Source organism: Citrobacter sp. RHBSTW-01044 (genome assembly GCF_013781945.1).
GTDB lineage: Bacteria > Pseudomonadota > Gammaproteobacteria > Enterobacterales > Enterobacteriaceae > Citrobacter > Citrobacter braakii.
Genome location: NZ_CP056180.1, coordinates 2,540,926 through 2,556,992, shown reverse-complemented (window position 1 = coordinate 2,556,992; position 16,067 = coordinate 2,540,926). Strand labels below are relative to the sequence as shown.

Here is a 16,067-nt window from a genome sequence, read left to right as displayed (position 1 = left end):
TAAATGACAAATAAGGATCACTTTACGCCATTTTACGACAATGAAAGCGTTGGCGATATTCACCAGGCGTCAGGTGAAGCTGTTTTTCAAACAGCCGTCGCAGGTTAATGCTGCTGCCAAATCCTGTTTGTTCGGCGATACGCTCCAGCGTCTCGTTGGTCTGCTCCAGACGCTGTCGGGCAGCGGCCAGACGGGCTTCGGCCACGTAGCGTGCCGGTGATGCGCCCGTTTCTCGGGTAAACACGCGGGTGAAATTACGCGGACTCATGGCGACTTTTTCCGCCAGTTTATCCACACTGAGATCGGCGGTGAGGTTCTCAAGCAGCCAGGCGAGCAGATCGTTAATCGGGCCCAGGGTGCTGGTCTGCTGAAGGTTGTAGCGGCTAAACTGGAGTTGTCCCCCGGGACGGCGCAGGTACATGACGAAATCCTGAGCGACGTCGCGCGCCAGACTGAAGCCGTAATCCTCTTCAACTAACGCTAACGTCAGGTCAAAGCCGGAACTGACGCCACCTGATGTCCAGATATGTTCGTCCTGGATATAGAGCGGACCGCTTTCGACGCGCACCTTTGGGAATTCTGCCTGCATAGTTTCCAGTAGCTTCCAGTGGGTGGTGGCTCGTCTGCCGTCCAGCAGCCCGGTTTCTGCCAGCAGCATCGCGCCGCCGCAAATGGATGCAATGCGGCGGGCGTGGGGAGCGGCAAGGCGTAGCCAGTCAACCACCGCAATCCCTTCCTGCGGGTTTTGACCTCTGCCAGTGATGATGATGGTATCGAGAGGTTCGCGAGGGTCTATCTCATGCAGGCGATGATCTGCCAGTAGATTTAGGCCGGACTGACCATGGATCACCTGATGCGGTTGCGTTGTCGCTAACTGAACCTGGTAACACGTCTCCGTAGCGCCTTTGGGATGCAGGCGGTTGGCCTGCATCAGAATGTCGGCAATACCGGCGGACTCAAACAGCATACCGCCATCGGGAACAATAATGAGTATCTTCTTCATGTCCTGAAAAGTAATCTTTTTACACAATAAGTCAATATTACATACTCAACTGGAAAAAGTCTTACCCGTGGCGCAGCGACATTACCGCCACAGGCCGATGGTTTGATGTTGACTCAACGGTGTTGCCTGGGCATCTCCCTTGATTAAGAATAGCGTTGCATTGACCCATTAAACTCACCGCGAGGAGCTGACACTCCGCTGCACCAAAAATGGACTTGTTCTACAAGTCACTCTCCTGACGAGGTCTTATGAAAATCAGAAGGTTTAGTAATGGAGATGAAATTTCGTTGTTCAGCGTCTTTTTATCTTCTGTACATACCCTCGCATCACATTACTACACACAGGAACAAATAGATGCGTGGGCCCCAACGGATATCGACCCGGAACAATGGGCCAATCATATGAAGGAATTACGCCCCTTTGTTGTTGAAGTGGATGGTGAAATAGCTGGATATGCAGATGTTCAGCCAAATGGGTACATTGACCATTTCTTTGTCTCGGGAACCTACCCGAGACAGGGAGTAGGGACACTATTGATGAATCGCATTCATGAAGAAGCCAGACAACGTGGAATTGGCGAACTGACTTCAAATGTCAGTAAGGCTGCGGAGGCGTTCTTTCTACGACACGGCTTTCATGTTGTGGAACGTGGGTTTCCTGCCTGTCGCGGAGTGACATTACAAAATGCACTGATGCGAAAATATTTGGTGAAAAAATAGAAGATAACTGGGCTAAAGGTCCGCGATCAGCGAGGACGGACACTCGGCTCTCTGCCCTATGCCATGACAGAGAGCACGCCAGAAATGAATGGATAGTTCTAGTTTGCTTTGCTGTTTTGACGGGATGTGACAATCGTCATTGCTGCCGCCGCCAGAAGTAAGAAACCACTCAAGCCAAAAGTACTGCGCCATCCCAGAGTGTCGAATACCAACCCACCTGCCGTTGAACCCAGTGCAATTGATAGCTGGATCACCGCAACCATTAAGCCACCACCCGCCTCTGCATCTTCGGGTAGTGCCCGCGCTATCCATGTCCACCATCCCGTTGGCGCAGCCGTTGCTAGTAGTCCCCACAGGCTGAGCAATACGGCAACAGCCCAGATGCTGTGTCCAACCAGCAGTAACGCCCCGGCAGTCGCTGCCATAAGCAGGGGGATCATGATTAAAGTTTTATAAAAACATGTGTTCAGGAATATTGATACGGCCAGTGTGCCGACAAAACCCGCCACGCCTATTGCGAGCAAAATCAGAGAGAGACCAGAAGGGCCTACGCGGGTTACGGTTTCAAGAAAGGGGCGCACGTAGGTAAATAAGGCAAACTGCCCCATGAAGAAGAGCCCGCAGGCCAGGAGTCCCGCAGGGACAATGGTGATGCGGAACAGATGATGCATAGATTTCTGGGATTTTTGTTTTTTATCGTTTTCCATCGATGGCAGGCTGACCCACTGCCACATGAACGCGGCTATAGCCAGGGGAACGAGGCATAAAAAAGCCCCTCGCCAGCCCACGGTCGTCCCCAGATAGCTGCCAAGCGGTGCCGCTACAACGGTAGCCAGCGCGTTCCCACCGTTAAAAATCGCCAGCGCGCGGGGAACCTGATGCTGCGGAACGAGCCGAATGGCGGTTGCAGCAGACATGGACCAGAATCCACCAATGACCACCCCAAGCAGGGCCCTCCCCAGGATATAAACCGGGTAGCTGGGTGCCAGGGCGACGACTATCCCCGATATGGCCATTAAAACCGTCAGCCCCTGCAGGAGATGTTTTCGGTTCAGATCTCCGGCAATATGGGAGATAGTCAGGCTGGTAATGACCGCCAGCGCGCCAGAGATTGCAATTCCCTGGCCAGCCAGCCCTTCGGTAATGTGTAAATCACTGGCAATAAGCGTAAGTAGGCTGACCGGCATAAACTCGGAAGCGATCAGCACAAACACGCACAGCGTCATGGCAAACACGCCCCCCCAATGCGCATGCTTTTTTTCGTAATGCGGTTTTAGTCTTACTGTGGACATTATCAGATCTCTTAATATCGAATCGGCCAGGTTCAGGCGCAGTCCGGACAGACGTCATTCAGGAAATCACGTCAAAACATGGATGAAAATGATCTGCAGGCGATTTACAGCCGCCTGCAAATATCAGGCGGCTTGGGGCGGTTATCTTAGGTTGGTATTGAAAAACTGCTCAAATTTAGCAAACGGAATCTTACCCGCAACGTTGTCGTACAGATCAACATGATTTGCCCCCGGCACAATCACCAGCTCTTTCTCATTGCTGCCGATCGCCCTAAAGGCATCTTCAGCAAAATAGCGTGAATGGGCTTTTTCGCCGGTCACGATAAGCGTGGGGATAGTGACTTCATTGGCGTAGCTCAGCAGCGGCATATTCATAAATGACAGCGGCATCGTCGCATTCCAGGCCCCGGTTGAGTTGACCGAACGCGCATGGAAACCACGCGGCATGCGATAATAATCAAAGAATTCTTTCAGAACCGGATTAGGATTTGCGGGTAACGTTTCTGGCAGAATACGTTTCGACGTACTGACGTCCCCCTTTTCATCAACATAAATGTCATGCCCGCCGGGCGCGAAAGCTCCGTTCTTCGCATCTTCCCAGCGCTGTGCGTTCAGATACTGTAATACGGCGCGACGATCCGCAGTGGTATAACGGTCTTTACCATCACCTACGCCATGCCCCATCGCACGGCTCATGTCATACATCACGCTGGTCGCCACTGCTTTCACGCGGGTATCCATCGCGGCGTCGTTTAAGGCCATCCCGCCCCATCCGCAGATACCCAGTAATCCGATACGATTTCGATCAACCTCATTTTGCAGGCCAAGGAAATCAACAGCCGCGCTGAAATCCTCGGTGTTGATATCCGGAGAGGCAACGTTACGCGGATAGCCACCGCTTTCCCCCGTATATGAAGGGTCAAAAGCCAGGGTAACAAATCCCTGCTCAGCCAACGTCTGCGCATACAGACCGCTGGACTGCTCTTTCACCGCGCCGAAAGGCCCGCTGATGGCAATGGCCGCCAGTTTGCGCTCGCCGCGATCCTTTGGAATGTAGAGATCACCGACCAGGGTGATCCCGAAGCGGTTCTGAAAGGTTACTTTACGGTGATTAATTTTCGTACTTTTAGCGAAGGTTTTATCCCATGTCTCGACCAGTGAAACTGGCGCGTTCGGATTGGTTGTATTGGCATAACTCATCGTTGTAACTCCACTTAATGATGCGCAGAGCAGCATGGCTGGTATCGCGGCTGTCAGTTTTTTGGTGAAGGCAGTCATCAAAATCCCCTCATAAAACGTGATAGATACAGGTTTCATACGGACAACACTGCTGTGCTTTGTTGCAATGCGAGCATTATAGTGAGCAGTAATAGTGCTTATTAGAGGGGTAAAATTGCTAGAATTAATACCATATTGTTCTAAATAGTGATGCGATAGCGAGGGAAACGTGATGGCGAAACGGGAAAACTATAATGATTTATACCTGTTCATGCAGGTGGTGCGGGAAGGGAGTTTTACCGCTGCGGCGCAACGACTCGGCCTGGCACAATCAGGTATAAGCCGTTCCGTACGCGAACTTGAAGAAAGACTGGGCGTTCAGCTTCTGGCTCGCACTACGCGTAGGCTATCGCTCACCCATGCCGGCGAACAACTCTACCGGACTATTGAGTCAGGATTCGACGCTTTAGATATGGGGCTTGCCACGCTGGCCCATTATCGCCAGTCCCCGTCAGGTACGGTACGGATTAATGCCAGTCAGCACGCTATTGATAAACTGCTCCTGCCAAAGCTTGCGGTGTTTAAGCAACGCTATCCTGACATCCGGCTGGAACTCATTAGCGAAAGTCGGTTTGTCGATATTATTGCGGAAAGATTCGATGCCGGTGTACGTCTCGGACCGGAAGTTGGCGGTGGCATGATAGCGGTCCGTATTTCCCCCGACATGGAGATGGCCATTGTTGGTACGCCAGAACACTTTCGCCGCTATGGCTTTCCACAAGTCCCGGCAGATTTGGCGGTTCATCCCTGCATCGCTTATCAATTTGGCGATGGAAGCCTCTATACATGGGAGCTTCAACAGGATGGTAAAAAAATAACTCATCAGCCGCAGGGACAATGGGCTTTTGCTGACAGTTATATGGAAGCCAAAGCCGCCAGACTGGGGCTGGGGCTGGCTTATGTTCCGGAAGAACTGGTGTCCGATGATTTAGAAGAGGGTTCGCTCATCAGAGTTTTACAACGCTACAGTCAACGCCTGGAAGGCTCATTTCTCTATTATCCGCACCGCAATGTGTCTCCCGCTCTGCGAGCAGTTATCGATACACTGAGAATTTATGAATGAAGGCGAGGCTGCACACGTGTCAGGGTAACGGGTCTGAGCGAGGTGCGGGCCTTATATACACATCCCCATTAACTTGAGTATGCTCCTCTGTGAATTTGTTTCGAAAATGATGTCGCTGATGTGTTTCATTCCCTGCTTTTTATAGAATTTTTGAGCACGTTCATTTTGTTCAAGAACCTCCAGCCATAAATATTTTTTCCCCTGACTTCGGGCAATATCTATGACTTTATTAAACATTAGTTGACCGTAATGCTGATTCGTTTTGGTTGGGGCAAGGTAGAGTTTATTAAGTAAAACACCGCTGATGTCTGTATTCGGGACAGTTGCTTGCCATGTCAGCTTCACAAAACCAATCGGCTGCTCGATTTCAACTATATACCAGCTAATGTTTTTATCATTAATACTCTGCTCAATAACAGGAAGTGAATATTCACCCTCCAAATAATTATCAAATTCTGATTCTGACTTCCACATATGCTTAAAGTGCGCAGTATAGAAGCGGTAGCCAAGCTCATTTAGTAATGCCGAATCGGCTAATGTTGCTTGTCGTATGATTAAAGACATGGGATAGGCCCTTACTTTATGAGAGAAAAGTGATATTAAATTTGTAATATATACGGCCTGTTAAGTCTACATGTCCGTTGTGACAGTCTTACCCTCAAACTTTGAATACGCAATCTAAGGTCTGAAGTTGGTGGAGCTCGACCATTAAGTTATTTTTTATCGATGTTAGCTTCTGGCTCGAAGCAGACAGGCCAACTGATTGCCTGGTCTGCTTTGAGCGAAAATGAAAAGACATCTTCCGAACTTGCGGCTGTTCATTCAGGATTTTACAAACAAGCTCATTATTCCCACTGCCAGGGCGCTATAGAAAAGCAACTGATATAGATTCGTCGGCACGTCTGTCCATTTTCTAACGATGCCCAGCGCGACCACGACCAGCGCAGCCGGGTAAATGGCGCACAGCACGGGAACCGCCATTGCGGTGAGGGAATTCAATCCCAGCACGGCAAGTGCTGCTGACACCATCAGGGAGAGCGTCACCAGCAGCCCATAAGACGCACCGGTCGTCTGGTTGAAATAGCGCGCTGTTCCGGTCGTCAGACCAATGGCCGTGACCAGACAGGCGAGGGTAATGATCGCCGCCAACAACACCCGGCCATAAACGCCAAAAACAGTCTCGACATAGGCGCTCATCACCTGCATACCGTTCGTTGCGCCCCGCACCGGGCTGTGGGACTGTAAACATCCCGCATAATCGTGCCATTCACATTTAGAGATCATCCGGCATAATCAATCTGCCAACGAAGGAGATCGCTATGCGTAAAGCCCGTTTTACTGAGCATCAGATCATCGCTGTGATTAAGTCGGTTGAAGCCGGACGAACTGTTAAAGATGTCTGCCGGGAGGCCGGTATCTCTGAAGCCACCTACTACAACTGGAAGTCCAGATACGGCGGCATGGAGGCTTCTGATATTAAAAAGATCAAGGATCTTGAGGACGAGAACCGACGTCTCAAACAGATGTTTGCCGACCTGAGCCTTGAGAACCGGGCGCTGAAAGACGTTATCGAAAAAAAGCTTTAAAACCAGCCTTTAAGCGTGAGCTGGTCACTCATCTGATAACGACATTTGGACTCAGTATCCGTCAGGCCTGCCGGAGTCTTAACCTGAGCAGAACGGTTTACCATTACCGTCCGGATACCACGCGTGACGAACCCGTTATTGTCGCGTTGCAGGCAGTGGCAGAGCGATACCCACGATACGGTTTTCCGAAACTTTTTCAGGTTCTGAGGCGGCAGGGACACCCGTGGAATCACAAAAGGATCCACCGTATTTACTGTCTGCTGAAGCTGAACTTTCGTCGTAAGGGCAAACAGCGGTTGCCGGTGCGTAATCCCTCGCCACTGGCCACGCCTTAAGCGCTAAACCAGAGCTGGTCTGTCGATTTTATGCTTGATGCCCTGGTCTGTGGTCGTTGTTTTCGCACGTTCAATGTTGTTGATGACTTTAACCGTGAGGCGTTGTCGATTGAAATCGATCTGAATCTGCCAGCTCTGCGCGTGGTCCGTGTACTCGACAGGATTGCGGCAAATCGCGGCTATCCGGTCATGCTGCGCATGGATAATGGTCCGGAATTTATCTCTCTGGCACTGGCTGAATGGGCAGAGAAACATGCAGTAAAACTGGAGTTTATCCAGCCAGGTAAGCCTACGCAGAACGCTTTCATTGAGCGCTTTAACCGGACATACCGTACAGAAATACTCGATTTTTATCTGTTCAGAACGCTGAATGAAGTGCGGGAAATCACGGAGAAATGGTTGTCAGAATATAACTGTGAACGCCCGCATGAATCACTGAACAATATGACACCGGAGGAATACCGACAGCACCATTATTTGGCCGGGATCTCAAAAAATGCATGGAACTAAAACGGGTCTATTTACATTTCCGCTTCTAAGCCAAATGGAGACTTTAATTTATCTTGATAAACCCCGCCAGTTAGTTTGAAAATGGTGCAATTTCTCAACACAGGGTTTACCCAGATGGCTATGTCACCACCTCCTATTTTTGAAGGCAACGACTATTAGAGCGTCTCTGAAGAATTTTTTAGCAAATTACCAGCTGATCTAAGAGCGCCTTTTGAACAAATAATGAAGAAAGGGGCGGAGATTATTAGCGGTTGCGATAAAGAGATTGAAAGTCTGATTAGACTTATAAAGGTAATACCTACTACAACAAGCCTTAGTTACATTTATCGTCGGCTTCGTACGACCAAGTTTGAAATCACTACTGAATCGATGATGGAACAGGAGATGTTAACAACCGCTTTTGTGGTCAGCTACGCACGTTTGTTCGCCAAAAGCAATGGCACTTGCGTTCTCCAGCGGAATGATCTCCCTGTCCACCTACGGGCTGTTCATGATGAGCTGTATAAAATTCGCAACGAACGTTATGCTCATAACGGAGGTCATAACCCCCTACAGCGGCCTCGTCGGCTTACTGGTTTTAGCGCTATTACCTTCTATAACCTCTCTTTTGCGGTAGATAACTATTGCAGGGATCGTTTGGATGAGCAACATGCGTATAATATGGCTTGCCATCACAAAACTCGCATTCGCGTTAAGCGCCAGTGCCGCAAAGGACATTGATTCCACGCTCCCGGGAACCCAGGAGAGCATCAATACATAAAATGGATAATCCAGAAGATGCGCCGCTGTAAATGCCATCATGACCGTCACACCCAGTCCAATAGCAATGAGCTGTATTGAAGACCAAAGATGACGCAAAAATGCAGTCAACGTAAACGCAATAAAATGATGCCCCAGTAATATGCCCATCAGGATCATACTGAACTGATTGAAAATATCGGGAAAAAACACAGTCTGAGATGACAAAGGGTGCAGGAGTGCTGCACAAAGCAACGACGTGATCATAAAGGGCGCAGGAAAGTGGAAGCGTTCAAGGCATTTGCCCAACACATAGCCCGCAAAGACAATACCCAATAGCCAGAGCACATTAGTCGTTGCAAACAATACAGGCGGCATGGCCATATGGGTTTGCGCACCGCCGGTAATATATCCGGCAAATAAGGTCAATGTGATGAGCCGAAGCGAGTGCGAAATGATAATTTTTTGCGGCGGCGTTTTAACATGGGACGCTAGCGCTAATACCGCTGCCATTGCCCCCGGAACGGCGCCCAATAACGCCTCTTCCTTACTCCAGCGTAATCGGTGAATACACCACAAGTAGCATGCGGTGAATTGCAGGGATAAGCATACTAATAACAACACCAGTAAAAATGCGATATTTCCTTGCGCCCCAAAAGAAAAATCGCGAAATAAAAGACCAATTGACGTACCAAGAGAGAGTTGAATCACCGTCAGGCTGCCCGGCAGTACTGGCACAGAAAGAGCGGTACGTTTTAACACCAGCACGGTAATAAGGGGGCCAAACATCATACCTAACGGAACGTTGCAATAGGTAAAACCCAACCCAGCCAGGATACAAAGAGCAAAACCTAACAATAATTTCATACACCTTTCTCCTGGCTACCGGGAGTGTTAAATACTCAGTGAACGGTTTCGTTAACCCAAAGGGTATTTTCAGCAACCCATTGGGTCAATGCATCAAGACGTTCGTGTATTTCCCGGCTGGACTCCGCTTGAACAATAGCACTCACGATCTCGCCATTTGTTAATTTCATCGCGTCATATTGGCGGCCGACGACACCTGTTGCCCGATATTTAACCACAAAAGGCAATGGACATTTTTCCGCAATAGAGAGGAGCGTGCCCTGTGCAGGCGGCACATTTAATTGGCCAACCCGTAAAACGGGTTGTCTTTGCGATAAATCCTGCGGATAGATTTCGCATAAACTGGCTTTAAGCCAGGTCATTCGAGGATCAAGACCAAAAGCGGCCCCTAATTCTTCATTGACAAAGCAGCCACCTAATCGGCAAGCAAGCTCGCCAAAAATAATGTTGTTATCTTTATCGACAAAAACTTCAAGGTGAAGCAATGCGTTTTCTTCCGTTGGAAAAACCTCTTCAGCAAGATATTTGGTGTAGGCAATCAGTTTACGATGCAGCGGCGTGTCATCTTCCATAACCAGACCTAATGTTTTCCCGGATAGAAAATCCAGGCAGGAGACGGTTGCACGAGATGCAGAAACAAATATCGCCTTTCCTTTTAAATACAACGCATTAATTTGATAAGCTTCGCCTTCGATAAATTTTTCAATGAGCAGATTGTGATACTCTGGCGGCTTAACCTGCGCCAGATATTTATAAAGCTGGCCTTCATTTTTAAGAACCACCACGCCCTGTGATCCACGCCCATCATTAGGTTTGATGACGCAGGGATATCCCTGTTCGGCAATGAATCGCGCCATCGCAGTCGCACTGTCGACGCGTGCCATAGCAGGAACCGGTAACTGATGAGACTGAACAAGCGATTTCATCATAAATTTATCACGGAAGAACATGGCCTTTTTTTCACGGTCGTGTGTCAAACCCAGACGATCGCTGATTCGCGCGGCCCTCAGAACATCGATTTCGGCGAGGTAAAAGATACCCGTTGCTTTATTGTCCTGGGCGTAGTGGTAAATATCCATTTCCACGAAGGGATTATCATTAAAGTTTTCATAAAAAAGGAAAGAAAAACCTGCCCCCATATGATCAAGAATATTATCGATCTGGCTTGCGCACGTTGCAATCAGAACCGGGGCCACTGATTGCAATGACTGCCACTCTTCACGTGAGTGCTGAAAAATAATTTTTGGTGGACACAGCAAGATATTCATTGTTTTTCTCATTCAATATCAAATGTAATGACAAATACATCCCGATAACCTTTTCCTGGCAACAAAGGAACCACTGCCGCGGTATAATGCTGATAATTCACATCATTGAATATTACTGCATCGCCCGCATGCAGTTTGAACGTAGAGGCATCATTGCCCCCATCATGATTAGGAATAAGCGTGGTTTCTCCACCAGTCACATTCTCAATTTCGCTGCAATAGATTGCAATGTACTTAAAACCATCTTTATGAATACCCTCTGGAGCAGGATATCCAGGCCTTCGGTCATCTGTCGTTATTCTTATTTGATGAATGCCAATATTGTAAGTCGTGTCTGGAAGCAATGGCAAAAGCTTACGAAACACCAGATTCATCACTTCTTCAGCAACGTCTTGTTTTATTTCTGGGTATTTTCTTGCAATACCGCCAGCGTAATTGTTCAGTTTTTCCGCTTGAAAAAACTCACCCACTGCGCACAGATCAAAATACTTTTCACGTCCGGCCCTGGCCTGCATGTAACTTCTGAACCGAAAAATACCATCTTCAGCCTTAAGCCATGGATCGGGTAGTAATTCATCAAAACTATTTTTGACTTTCGCTGAAGTCTTCCCCAGTCGAATATGATGATAGGCGTGCATAGATAACGTCCTTAATACGGTAGTTTGAGCAGTCTACTTATAAGATATGAAATGCATATCCAACAATAAATAATATTGCAGACTCTTTTATACTGATAATCTATGGGCAAAAGTAAGGAGGCAGGCTCCTTACTTTTTAAATCACTCTACTTGTTTTTTTTACGTAACTCCGTCACTGGCACGCCACCAATTCCCCAGTTATCAGTCTCCACTTCATCAATGACCACGATGGTTGTGCTGGGGTTTTTATTCAGGACATCAACCAATAGTTGTGTCACTCCCTCCATTAATTTTTTCTTTTGCTGATCGGTAGCACCTTCATTAGTAATTTTAATATTTACGTAGGGCATATGAACTCCTTTTATTAGATAATTTTTGACATTGCACCAAGATAAACAAGTGCAAAGAGATTAAACGATAGAACATAACCGTAGTGCATTTTAAAACTGGTGTTACTGGGTGATACATTCAGACTGTTTGCGGCGAAAATAGCATTGATCGATACGGGAGAAATAAGCTGAGTTGCAATAAATAAGCAAATCCATATCTGATAATCAACCATCCCCCCCGTAAGATAATCAGAAAATATCGACCATGCGATACTAAAGATAATCAGTGGATGGATACCTAATAAACCAAAAAGCGGTACGATGAACAAAATAATCGCGTAGATCTGCAACGTTGTCAGCCCGCCAACATAAGCAGTGATACCCTCAGGTACATGGGAAAAAAGCAGCCAACAAACTGAGGTCAACACACTACAGCTTAAAAGCAACAATACCTCACCGGATATATTCTGTGCTGATTCAGTTAATTGCTCAGCCCAGGGTTTATCCTTTTTAACCAGATGATCGACAACAAAGAGCACGACTGCTGTAAAGGCAATACTTTGCAGTGAATTAAGATTCAGTACCGTTAATGAAAAAATGAATACTCCCCAGAACAGACCTACACATAGCAGGATATACCGCATCCCATCACGGCTGGGTGTCACCGTCTCGTTTTCAGCGATTACCGTCACTTTTGCGCTTTGGTTGAACAAGATACTGAATAAAAAGAGAGGGATACCCACCAGCATCGCCTTAAGACGCGGTACGTCAGGCATTGCCGCCCAAACGGCAGCAGCGCCGATGGTGGTTGGCATCAGTACCATCGTAATGCATACGGTGCGCGTAATAATCTTTGCCAGGTTGAATCTTGGCCCAATAACTGACTTGAGGCCATCGAGCAGCAATGATATTGCCCCCAGACTCATTGGCCATGTTAAGAACGCCGTCAATAACGTAACCCCAAAAGTCATGTTCGATGTTTTTCTACGCGAAAAATATCCTCCCAGAACAGCTGTAAAATTAAGAGAGGCCATGACTTGTCGTAATAAGGCAATACCAACAAGCAGTAAAATCACATCAAAATATCGCGAAAAAATTGCAGGGAGCACAATGCCTTTCAGGTTGTTTGTAGCAAGAAGAAACATCATCGAGCAGAGAAAAATAATCACACCACTTCTGGCGGATGATTTTTTTGACCAGAAAGCAAATGTCGATGCGAAGTAGAGTACGGCGGTAACTCCCGCAATAGCCGACATCGCCGCATGTTTATCCGTCAACGCACAAGCGAACAGAAATACCAGCAATGATGTTATCGCTAACGCAGGTTGCAATGATTGCCACGCCTTGCCACGGGCCTGGATTTGCTCAGTCTGCATTTATCGCTACCTCTGGCTGAGCCTGCCGCACCATCATTTGATGATACATATCTGCGACACAACGGCCTGCATCAACCAGGAATCTTGAATTAACCAGCGGACGTGGCAGGACGTAGGTGTAAAAATTCGCGCCTTCCGCAGGATTGCCCAGCACCCAAAAAGCCGTCTGCGCTTCCCCCATGCGATTAATAGGATGCTGGCATTGATCGATATCCAGCCCACCCGGGTGATACCCCTCATTCATAAATGGACGAACAATACCATTGGCTGTCATATTTCTGATTAACGGTGAAGCGTCATGTAGTGGCGAAAAACTGGCAATTTTCGCCTTGATTAAAACATCAGCCTGAATCTCAGTACTCTCTTCTTTAAAAGGTGAGTGAACTTCGAATTTTCCTTCGCAGTCGTTCAATACTAACCTTGAATCTTTACCACCGGCCAGACTCACCACATTCGCTTCCATTAATGCTAATAGTTGTTCATTTCTTAACTTCGGCGGGCCAACGGCAATGCGGTTAAAAATAGGATTAAAATGCTCAAGGAAATACTGATGTGACCGCGATTCAAGCCCTGAATTATCAATCGCTTCTCGTAAAATATCCCTGACATCACGAATAATGTCTGTCGCCGCTTTGATCGGGCCATGGACATTGCCCTCCTCAGACTCCTGGAGATCTTTACGCAGGAAATACATAAACCATTGAGTATAATCCTTTAAACTCAGATGTTCCTGCGATTGATGTGGATAAAGCACACTGTCAATTACCGCGATGTCTTCAGCGCTCGGTTCATAAGAGCCAGCATCTAACCACTGCCCATTTAGGGTTGAACGATAGGCATAACACATTTCTTTATGCAGTAAGGGGAAAACTTGTTCAAGAAAATCGATTTTTGAAGATCCTTTCTCAAACACATTTTTCACCCGCAATTCTCTGATAGCCATTGCCGTTAAGAAGCGTGGGGAGTACTGCCCAGAAACGCCTTTTTGATTCGCGCCGCGACTGCTAAAAGGTAGAGCCTTACGTGAATAGATAAAAATACCCGGTTCTTTTCCGGAAGGATGATAGCGAAGCTCACCCTCTTTCCGGCTAAATTTTCCATCCCTGCCGATAGTGAGTTGCGAAATGACATCATAGGCAGTCAGACCAATACCCTGAACAATCACATTTGATTCCGCTGTTATTTTATTCAAATTATTTATTGGATAAGGAGTCGGATAGTAGTCCAGGCGTTCATTTTTCTTATAATTATTGGCAATAAATCGTTCAACAAGATGATCGTCAAACGTTTTGGCGTTGTCGCTGTGACCAGTGGTTAAATAGACGTAATCGGCCACCACACGCTGACTGTCTTCCAAGACAATAATAGACTTCGCATCGTCCTGAATCAGAATGTTGTTGGCCTGCTGATTTATCTGTGTAACCGAGATATTGTCAGGCAAACTTTTGATAATTTCGTGATAAAACCAATTTAAGTATTCACCTAATAATCGACGAGGTAAATAATCGTTGGCGTCAATTGGTTTGCCAGCCACGTCTTTTAAATAACGGCCATCAACATTTTTATAGCCCTGCTCATTAGCCCACTGATGAAAACATGGCCTGAACGGAAAGATCCGGCATTTTTTACCGTCGCATCACCAAATAATGTTATCTGGCAAGCAACGGTGTTAACCAATAAATGGTCGGGCTGCGATAAACTGTGCGCACCTACACCCATCGCATTTTTATCAACGATAACAATATTAATATGTTCATTCTGTTTACGTTGTGCATGCTGAGCACAAATTCTTTCCAGAATACTAAGCCCCCGAGGCCCCATTCCTATAATAGCAACGGTTGTCTTTTTCATTCTTTGCTCCAACTTTGAGAGTATTTAACTTTGCTGTGTTGAACATAGCTAATCCCTGCTGCGATAAATAACGCACAAGCGCCAGATAATATTGAAATAGTCATCCCGTTTTTATTGTTCTGAAACGCACTCACGATTAATGGCCCGGCAATTTGCCCAATGCCATATGTTAACGTCACCAGACCCAGAAGATTAATTTTCTGTGGTGCAGAAATCTTTTTCGCGAGTGGCATAACGAGAGAACTGGTTCCCATGAAAGTTGCACCAAAGCCAATACAACTCAAGGTCAATAAAAGCGGGGAATGGATAAACGAGGCCATCACAACGCAGCTCGCCTGCACAATTAAGTTAACACTCAGGCAGGACAATATGCTCCACTTGCGTGCAGCCCATAACCAACCATAGCATCCTGGGATAACGGCAAGGCCAACAATAGACCAGATATGGTTGGCCAGAAATTCATTACCCACTCCCCGGGCTATTAAAGGGAGATAAGTAGCTACAATGATATAACCGAAGCCTGCCAGTCCATATAACAATGCTAAATTCCACCACTGGATGTTCGGCTCGGATGACGAAGCTTTTTTCTGAGGAGGTAGAACGTGTTTATTTGCAGGCAGCAAGATAATCAGCGCGATGAAGAGTACAGCTGAAATGATTGACGCGCCGATCCATAGTAGCTTTGAATTTAATGCATATGCGATACCGGCTATAACATATTCATTGCCTATAAAAATACCCACCCCGACGCCGGCAAACAAAGAAGCAATGACAAACGGATTATGGGTATGCTGTAGCATAAGCATCGACCCGAATATCATCATGCCTGCGCTGGCAACACCGGCGATAAATCGAATAACAATTACTATATCAGGGTGCGTGACTACTGCCATCGCAAAAATAAGCAGGCCGGTGACTAATGCAGCACAAATTAACATCGTTTTGATATTCTTCAGGCCACCAAAAATACCAAACGAGAACAGGAGGCTGCCAACCAGGTATCCGGCGTAATTCGCGCTTGCGATTAACGATAATTGCGAAAAATTAAAAATGCCTTCATGCAACATGACCGGCAGCATCGGAGTATATAAAAACCGACCAATTCCCATCCCCAGCGTTAAAACAATCATACCGAAGACAGCCGTGCTCAACTGGCGATGGCCAATAACATTGTGATCAAGATCCATTTTTCAGGCTCAATATGTCAATCAGAT

At 47.1% G+C, this 16,067-nt stretch carries 15 protein-coding genes and 1 pseudogene; 3 read left to right on the top strand and 13 right to left on the bottom strand.

Annotated elements, in window-relative coordinates; all coding sequences use genetic code 11:
* Positions 1-22 precede the first annotated feature (22 nt).
* Positions 23-1,003 (bottom strand): helix-turn-helix domain-containing protein, encoded by a 981-nt coding sequence (locus HV352_RS12340; RefSeq protein WP_049281863.1) that lies wholly within the window; start codon positions 1,001-1,003, stop codon positions 23-25.
* A gap of 248 nt (positions 1,004-1,251) precedes the next feature.
* On the opposite strand from HV352_RS12340, the gene HV352_RS12335 reads away from it, so the two are divergent.
* The gene (locus tag HV352_RS12335; RefSeq protein WP_019076706.1) at positions 1,252-1,722 is read left to right on the top strand and encodes a GNAT family N-acetyltransferase; all 471 of its coding nucleotides are present in this window, start codon (positions 1,252-1,254) and stop codon (positions 1,720-1,722) included.
* Positions 1,723-1,820: 98 nt separating this feature from the next.
* Here HV352_RS12335 and HV352_RS12330 read toward each other — a convergent pair whose 3' ends face one another.
* Positions 1,821-3,014, bottom strand: coding sequence for an MFS transporter (locus HV352_RS12330; RefSeq protein ID WP_181634778.1), 1,194 nt, complete (start codon positions 3,012-3,014; stop codon positions 1,821-1,823).
* Positions 3,015-3,155: 141 nt separating this feature from the next.
* Positions 3,156-4,292: an alpha/beta hydrolase gene (locus HV352_RS12325; protein ID WP_181634777.1), complete on the bottom strand. Its 1,137-nt coding sequence runs from the start codon at positions 4,290-4,292 to the stop codon at positions 3,156-3,158.
* A 172-nt stretch (positions 4,293-4,464) separates the two neighbouring features.
* Here HV352_RS12325 and HV352_RS12320 point away from each other — a divergent pair, with 172 nt between their 5' ends.
* The gene (locus HV352_RS12320) at positions 4,465-5,355 is read left to right on the top strand and encodes a LysR family transcriptional regulator (protein ID WP_016152950.1); all 891 of its coding nucleotides are present in this window, start codon (positions 4,465-4,467) and stop codon (positions 5,353-5,355) included.
* A gap of 51 nt (positions 5,356-5,406) precedes the next feature.
* Here HV352_RS12320 and HV352_RS12315 read toward each other — a convergent pair whose 3' ends face one another.
* The gene (locus HV352_RS12315; RefSeq protein WP_181634776.1) at positions 5,407-5,919 is read right to left on the bottom strand and encodes a GNAT family N-acetyltransferase; all 513 of its coding nucleotides are present in this window, start codon (positions 5,917-5,919) and stop codon (positions 5,407-5,409) included.
* Positions 5,920-6,177: 258 nt separating this feature from the next.
* Complete coding sequence (locus tag HV352_RS12310) at positions 6,178-6,639, bottom strand: branched-chain amino acid transport system II carrier protein (RefSeq protein ID WP_019076709.1); 462 nt, start codon at positions 6,637-6,639, stop codon at positions 6,178-6,180.
* 35 nt (positions 6,640-6,674) lie between these two features.
* On the opposite strand from HV352_RS12310, the pseudogene HV352_RS12305 reads away from it, so the two are divergent.
* A pseudogene (locus HV352_RS12305) lies at positions 6,675-7,786 on the top strand (IS3 family transposase).
* A 549-nt stretch (positions 7,787-8,335) separates the two neighbouring features.
* Here HV352_RS12305 and HV352_RS12300 read toward each other — a convergent pair.
* The 8 genes from HV352_RS12300 to HV352_RS12270 all read right to left on the bottom strand — a co-directional run bounded on the left by HV352_RS12300 (position 8,336) and on the right by HV352_RS12270 (position 16,040).
* Positions 8,336-9,391 carry an AbrB family transcriptional regulator gene (locus HV352_RS12300; RefSeq protein ID WP_181634775.1) on the bottom strand — a complete coding sequence of 352 codons (1,056 nt, stop codon included), beginning with the start codon at positions 9,389-9,391 and terminating at the stop codon, positions 8,336-8,338.
* Positions 9,392-9,426: 35 nt separating this feature from the next.
* Positions 9,427-10,659, bottom strand: coding sequence for an ATP-grasp domain-containing protein (locus tag HV352_RS12295; protein WP_016156403.1), 1,233 nt, complete (start codon positions 10,657-10,659; stop codon positions 9,427-9,429).
* Positions 10,660-10,667: 8 nt separating this feature from the next.
* Positions 10,668-11,297, bottom strand: coding sequence for a 2OG-Fe dioxygenase family protein (locus HV352_RS12290; RefSeq protein WP_016156404.1), 630 nt, complete (start codon positions 11,295-11,297; stop codon positions 10,668-10,670).
* A gap of 146 nt (positions 11,298-11,443) precedes the next feature.
* Positions 11,444-11,647 (bottom strand): 4-oxalocrotonate tautomerase family protein, encoded by a 204-nt coding sequence (locus HV352_RS12285; protein ID WP_114683069.1) that lies wholly within the window; start codon positions 11,645-11,647, stop codon positions 11,444-11,446.
* A gap of 14 nt (positions 11,648-11,661) precedes the next feature.
* The gene (locus HV352_RS12280; protein WP_181634774.1) at positions 11,662-13,002 is read right to left on the bottom strand and encodes a hypothetical protein; all 1,341 of its coding nucleotides are present in this window, start codon (positions 13,000-13,002) and stop codon (positions 11,662-11,664) included.
* Entirely contained in the window at positions 12,992-14,617 is a 1,626-nt protein-coding gene (locus HV352_RS12275; protein ID WP_256434315.1) for an FAD/NAD(P)-binding protein, read from the bottom strand. Before HV352_RS12275 ends, HV352_RS12280 begins: the two co-directional genes overlap by 11 nt.
* Positions 14,542-14,853 carry an FAD/NAD(P)-binding protein gene (locus HV352_RS23795; protein ID WP_256434248.1) on the bottom strand — a complete coding sequence of 104 codons (312 nt, stop codon included), beginning with the start codon at positions 14,851-14,853 and terminating at the stop codon, positions 14,542-14,544. The genes HV352_RS12275 and HV352_RS23795 overlap by 76 nt, the downstream gene beginning before the upstream one ends.
* The gene (locus HV352_RS12270) at positions 14,850-16,040 is read right to left on the bottom strand and encodes an MFS transporter (RefSeq protein WP_172860434.1); all 1,191 of its coding nucleotides are present in this window, start codon (positions 16,038-16,040) and stop codon (positions 14,850-14,852) included. The genes HV352_RS23795 and HV352_RS12270 overlap by 4 nt, the downstream gene beginning before the upstream one ends.
* Positions 16,041-16,067 lie beyond the last annotated feature (27 nt).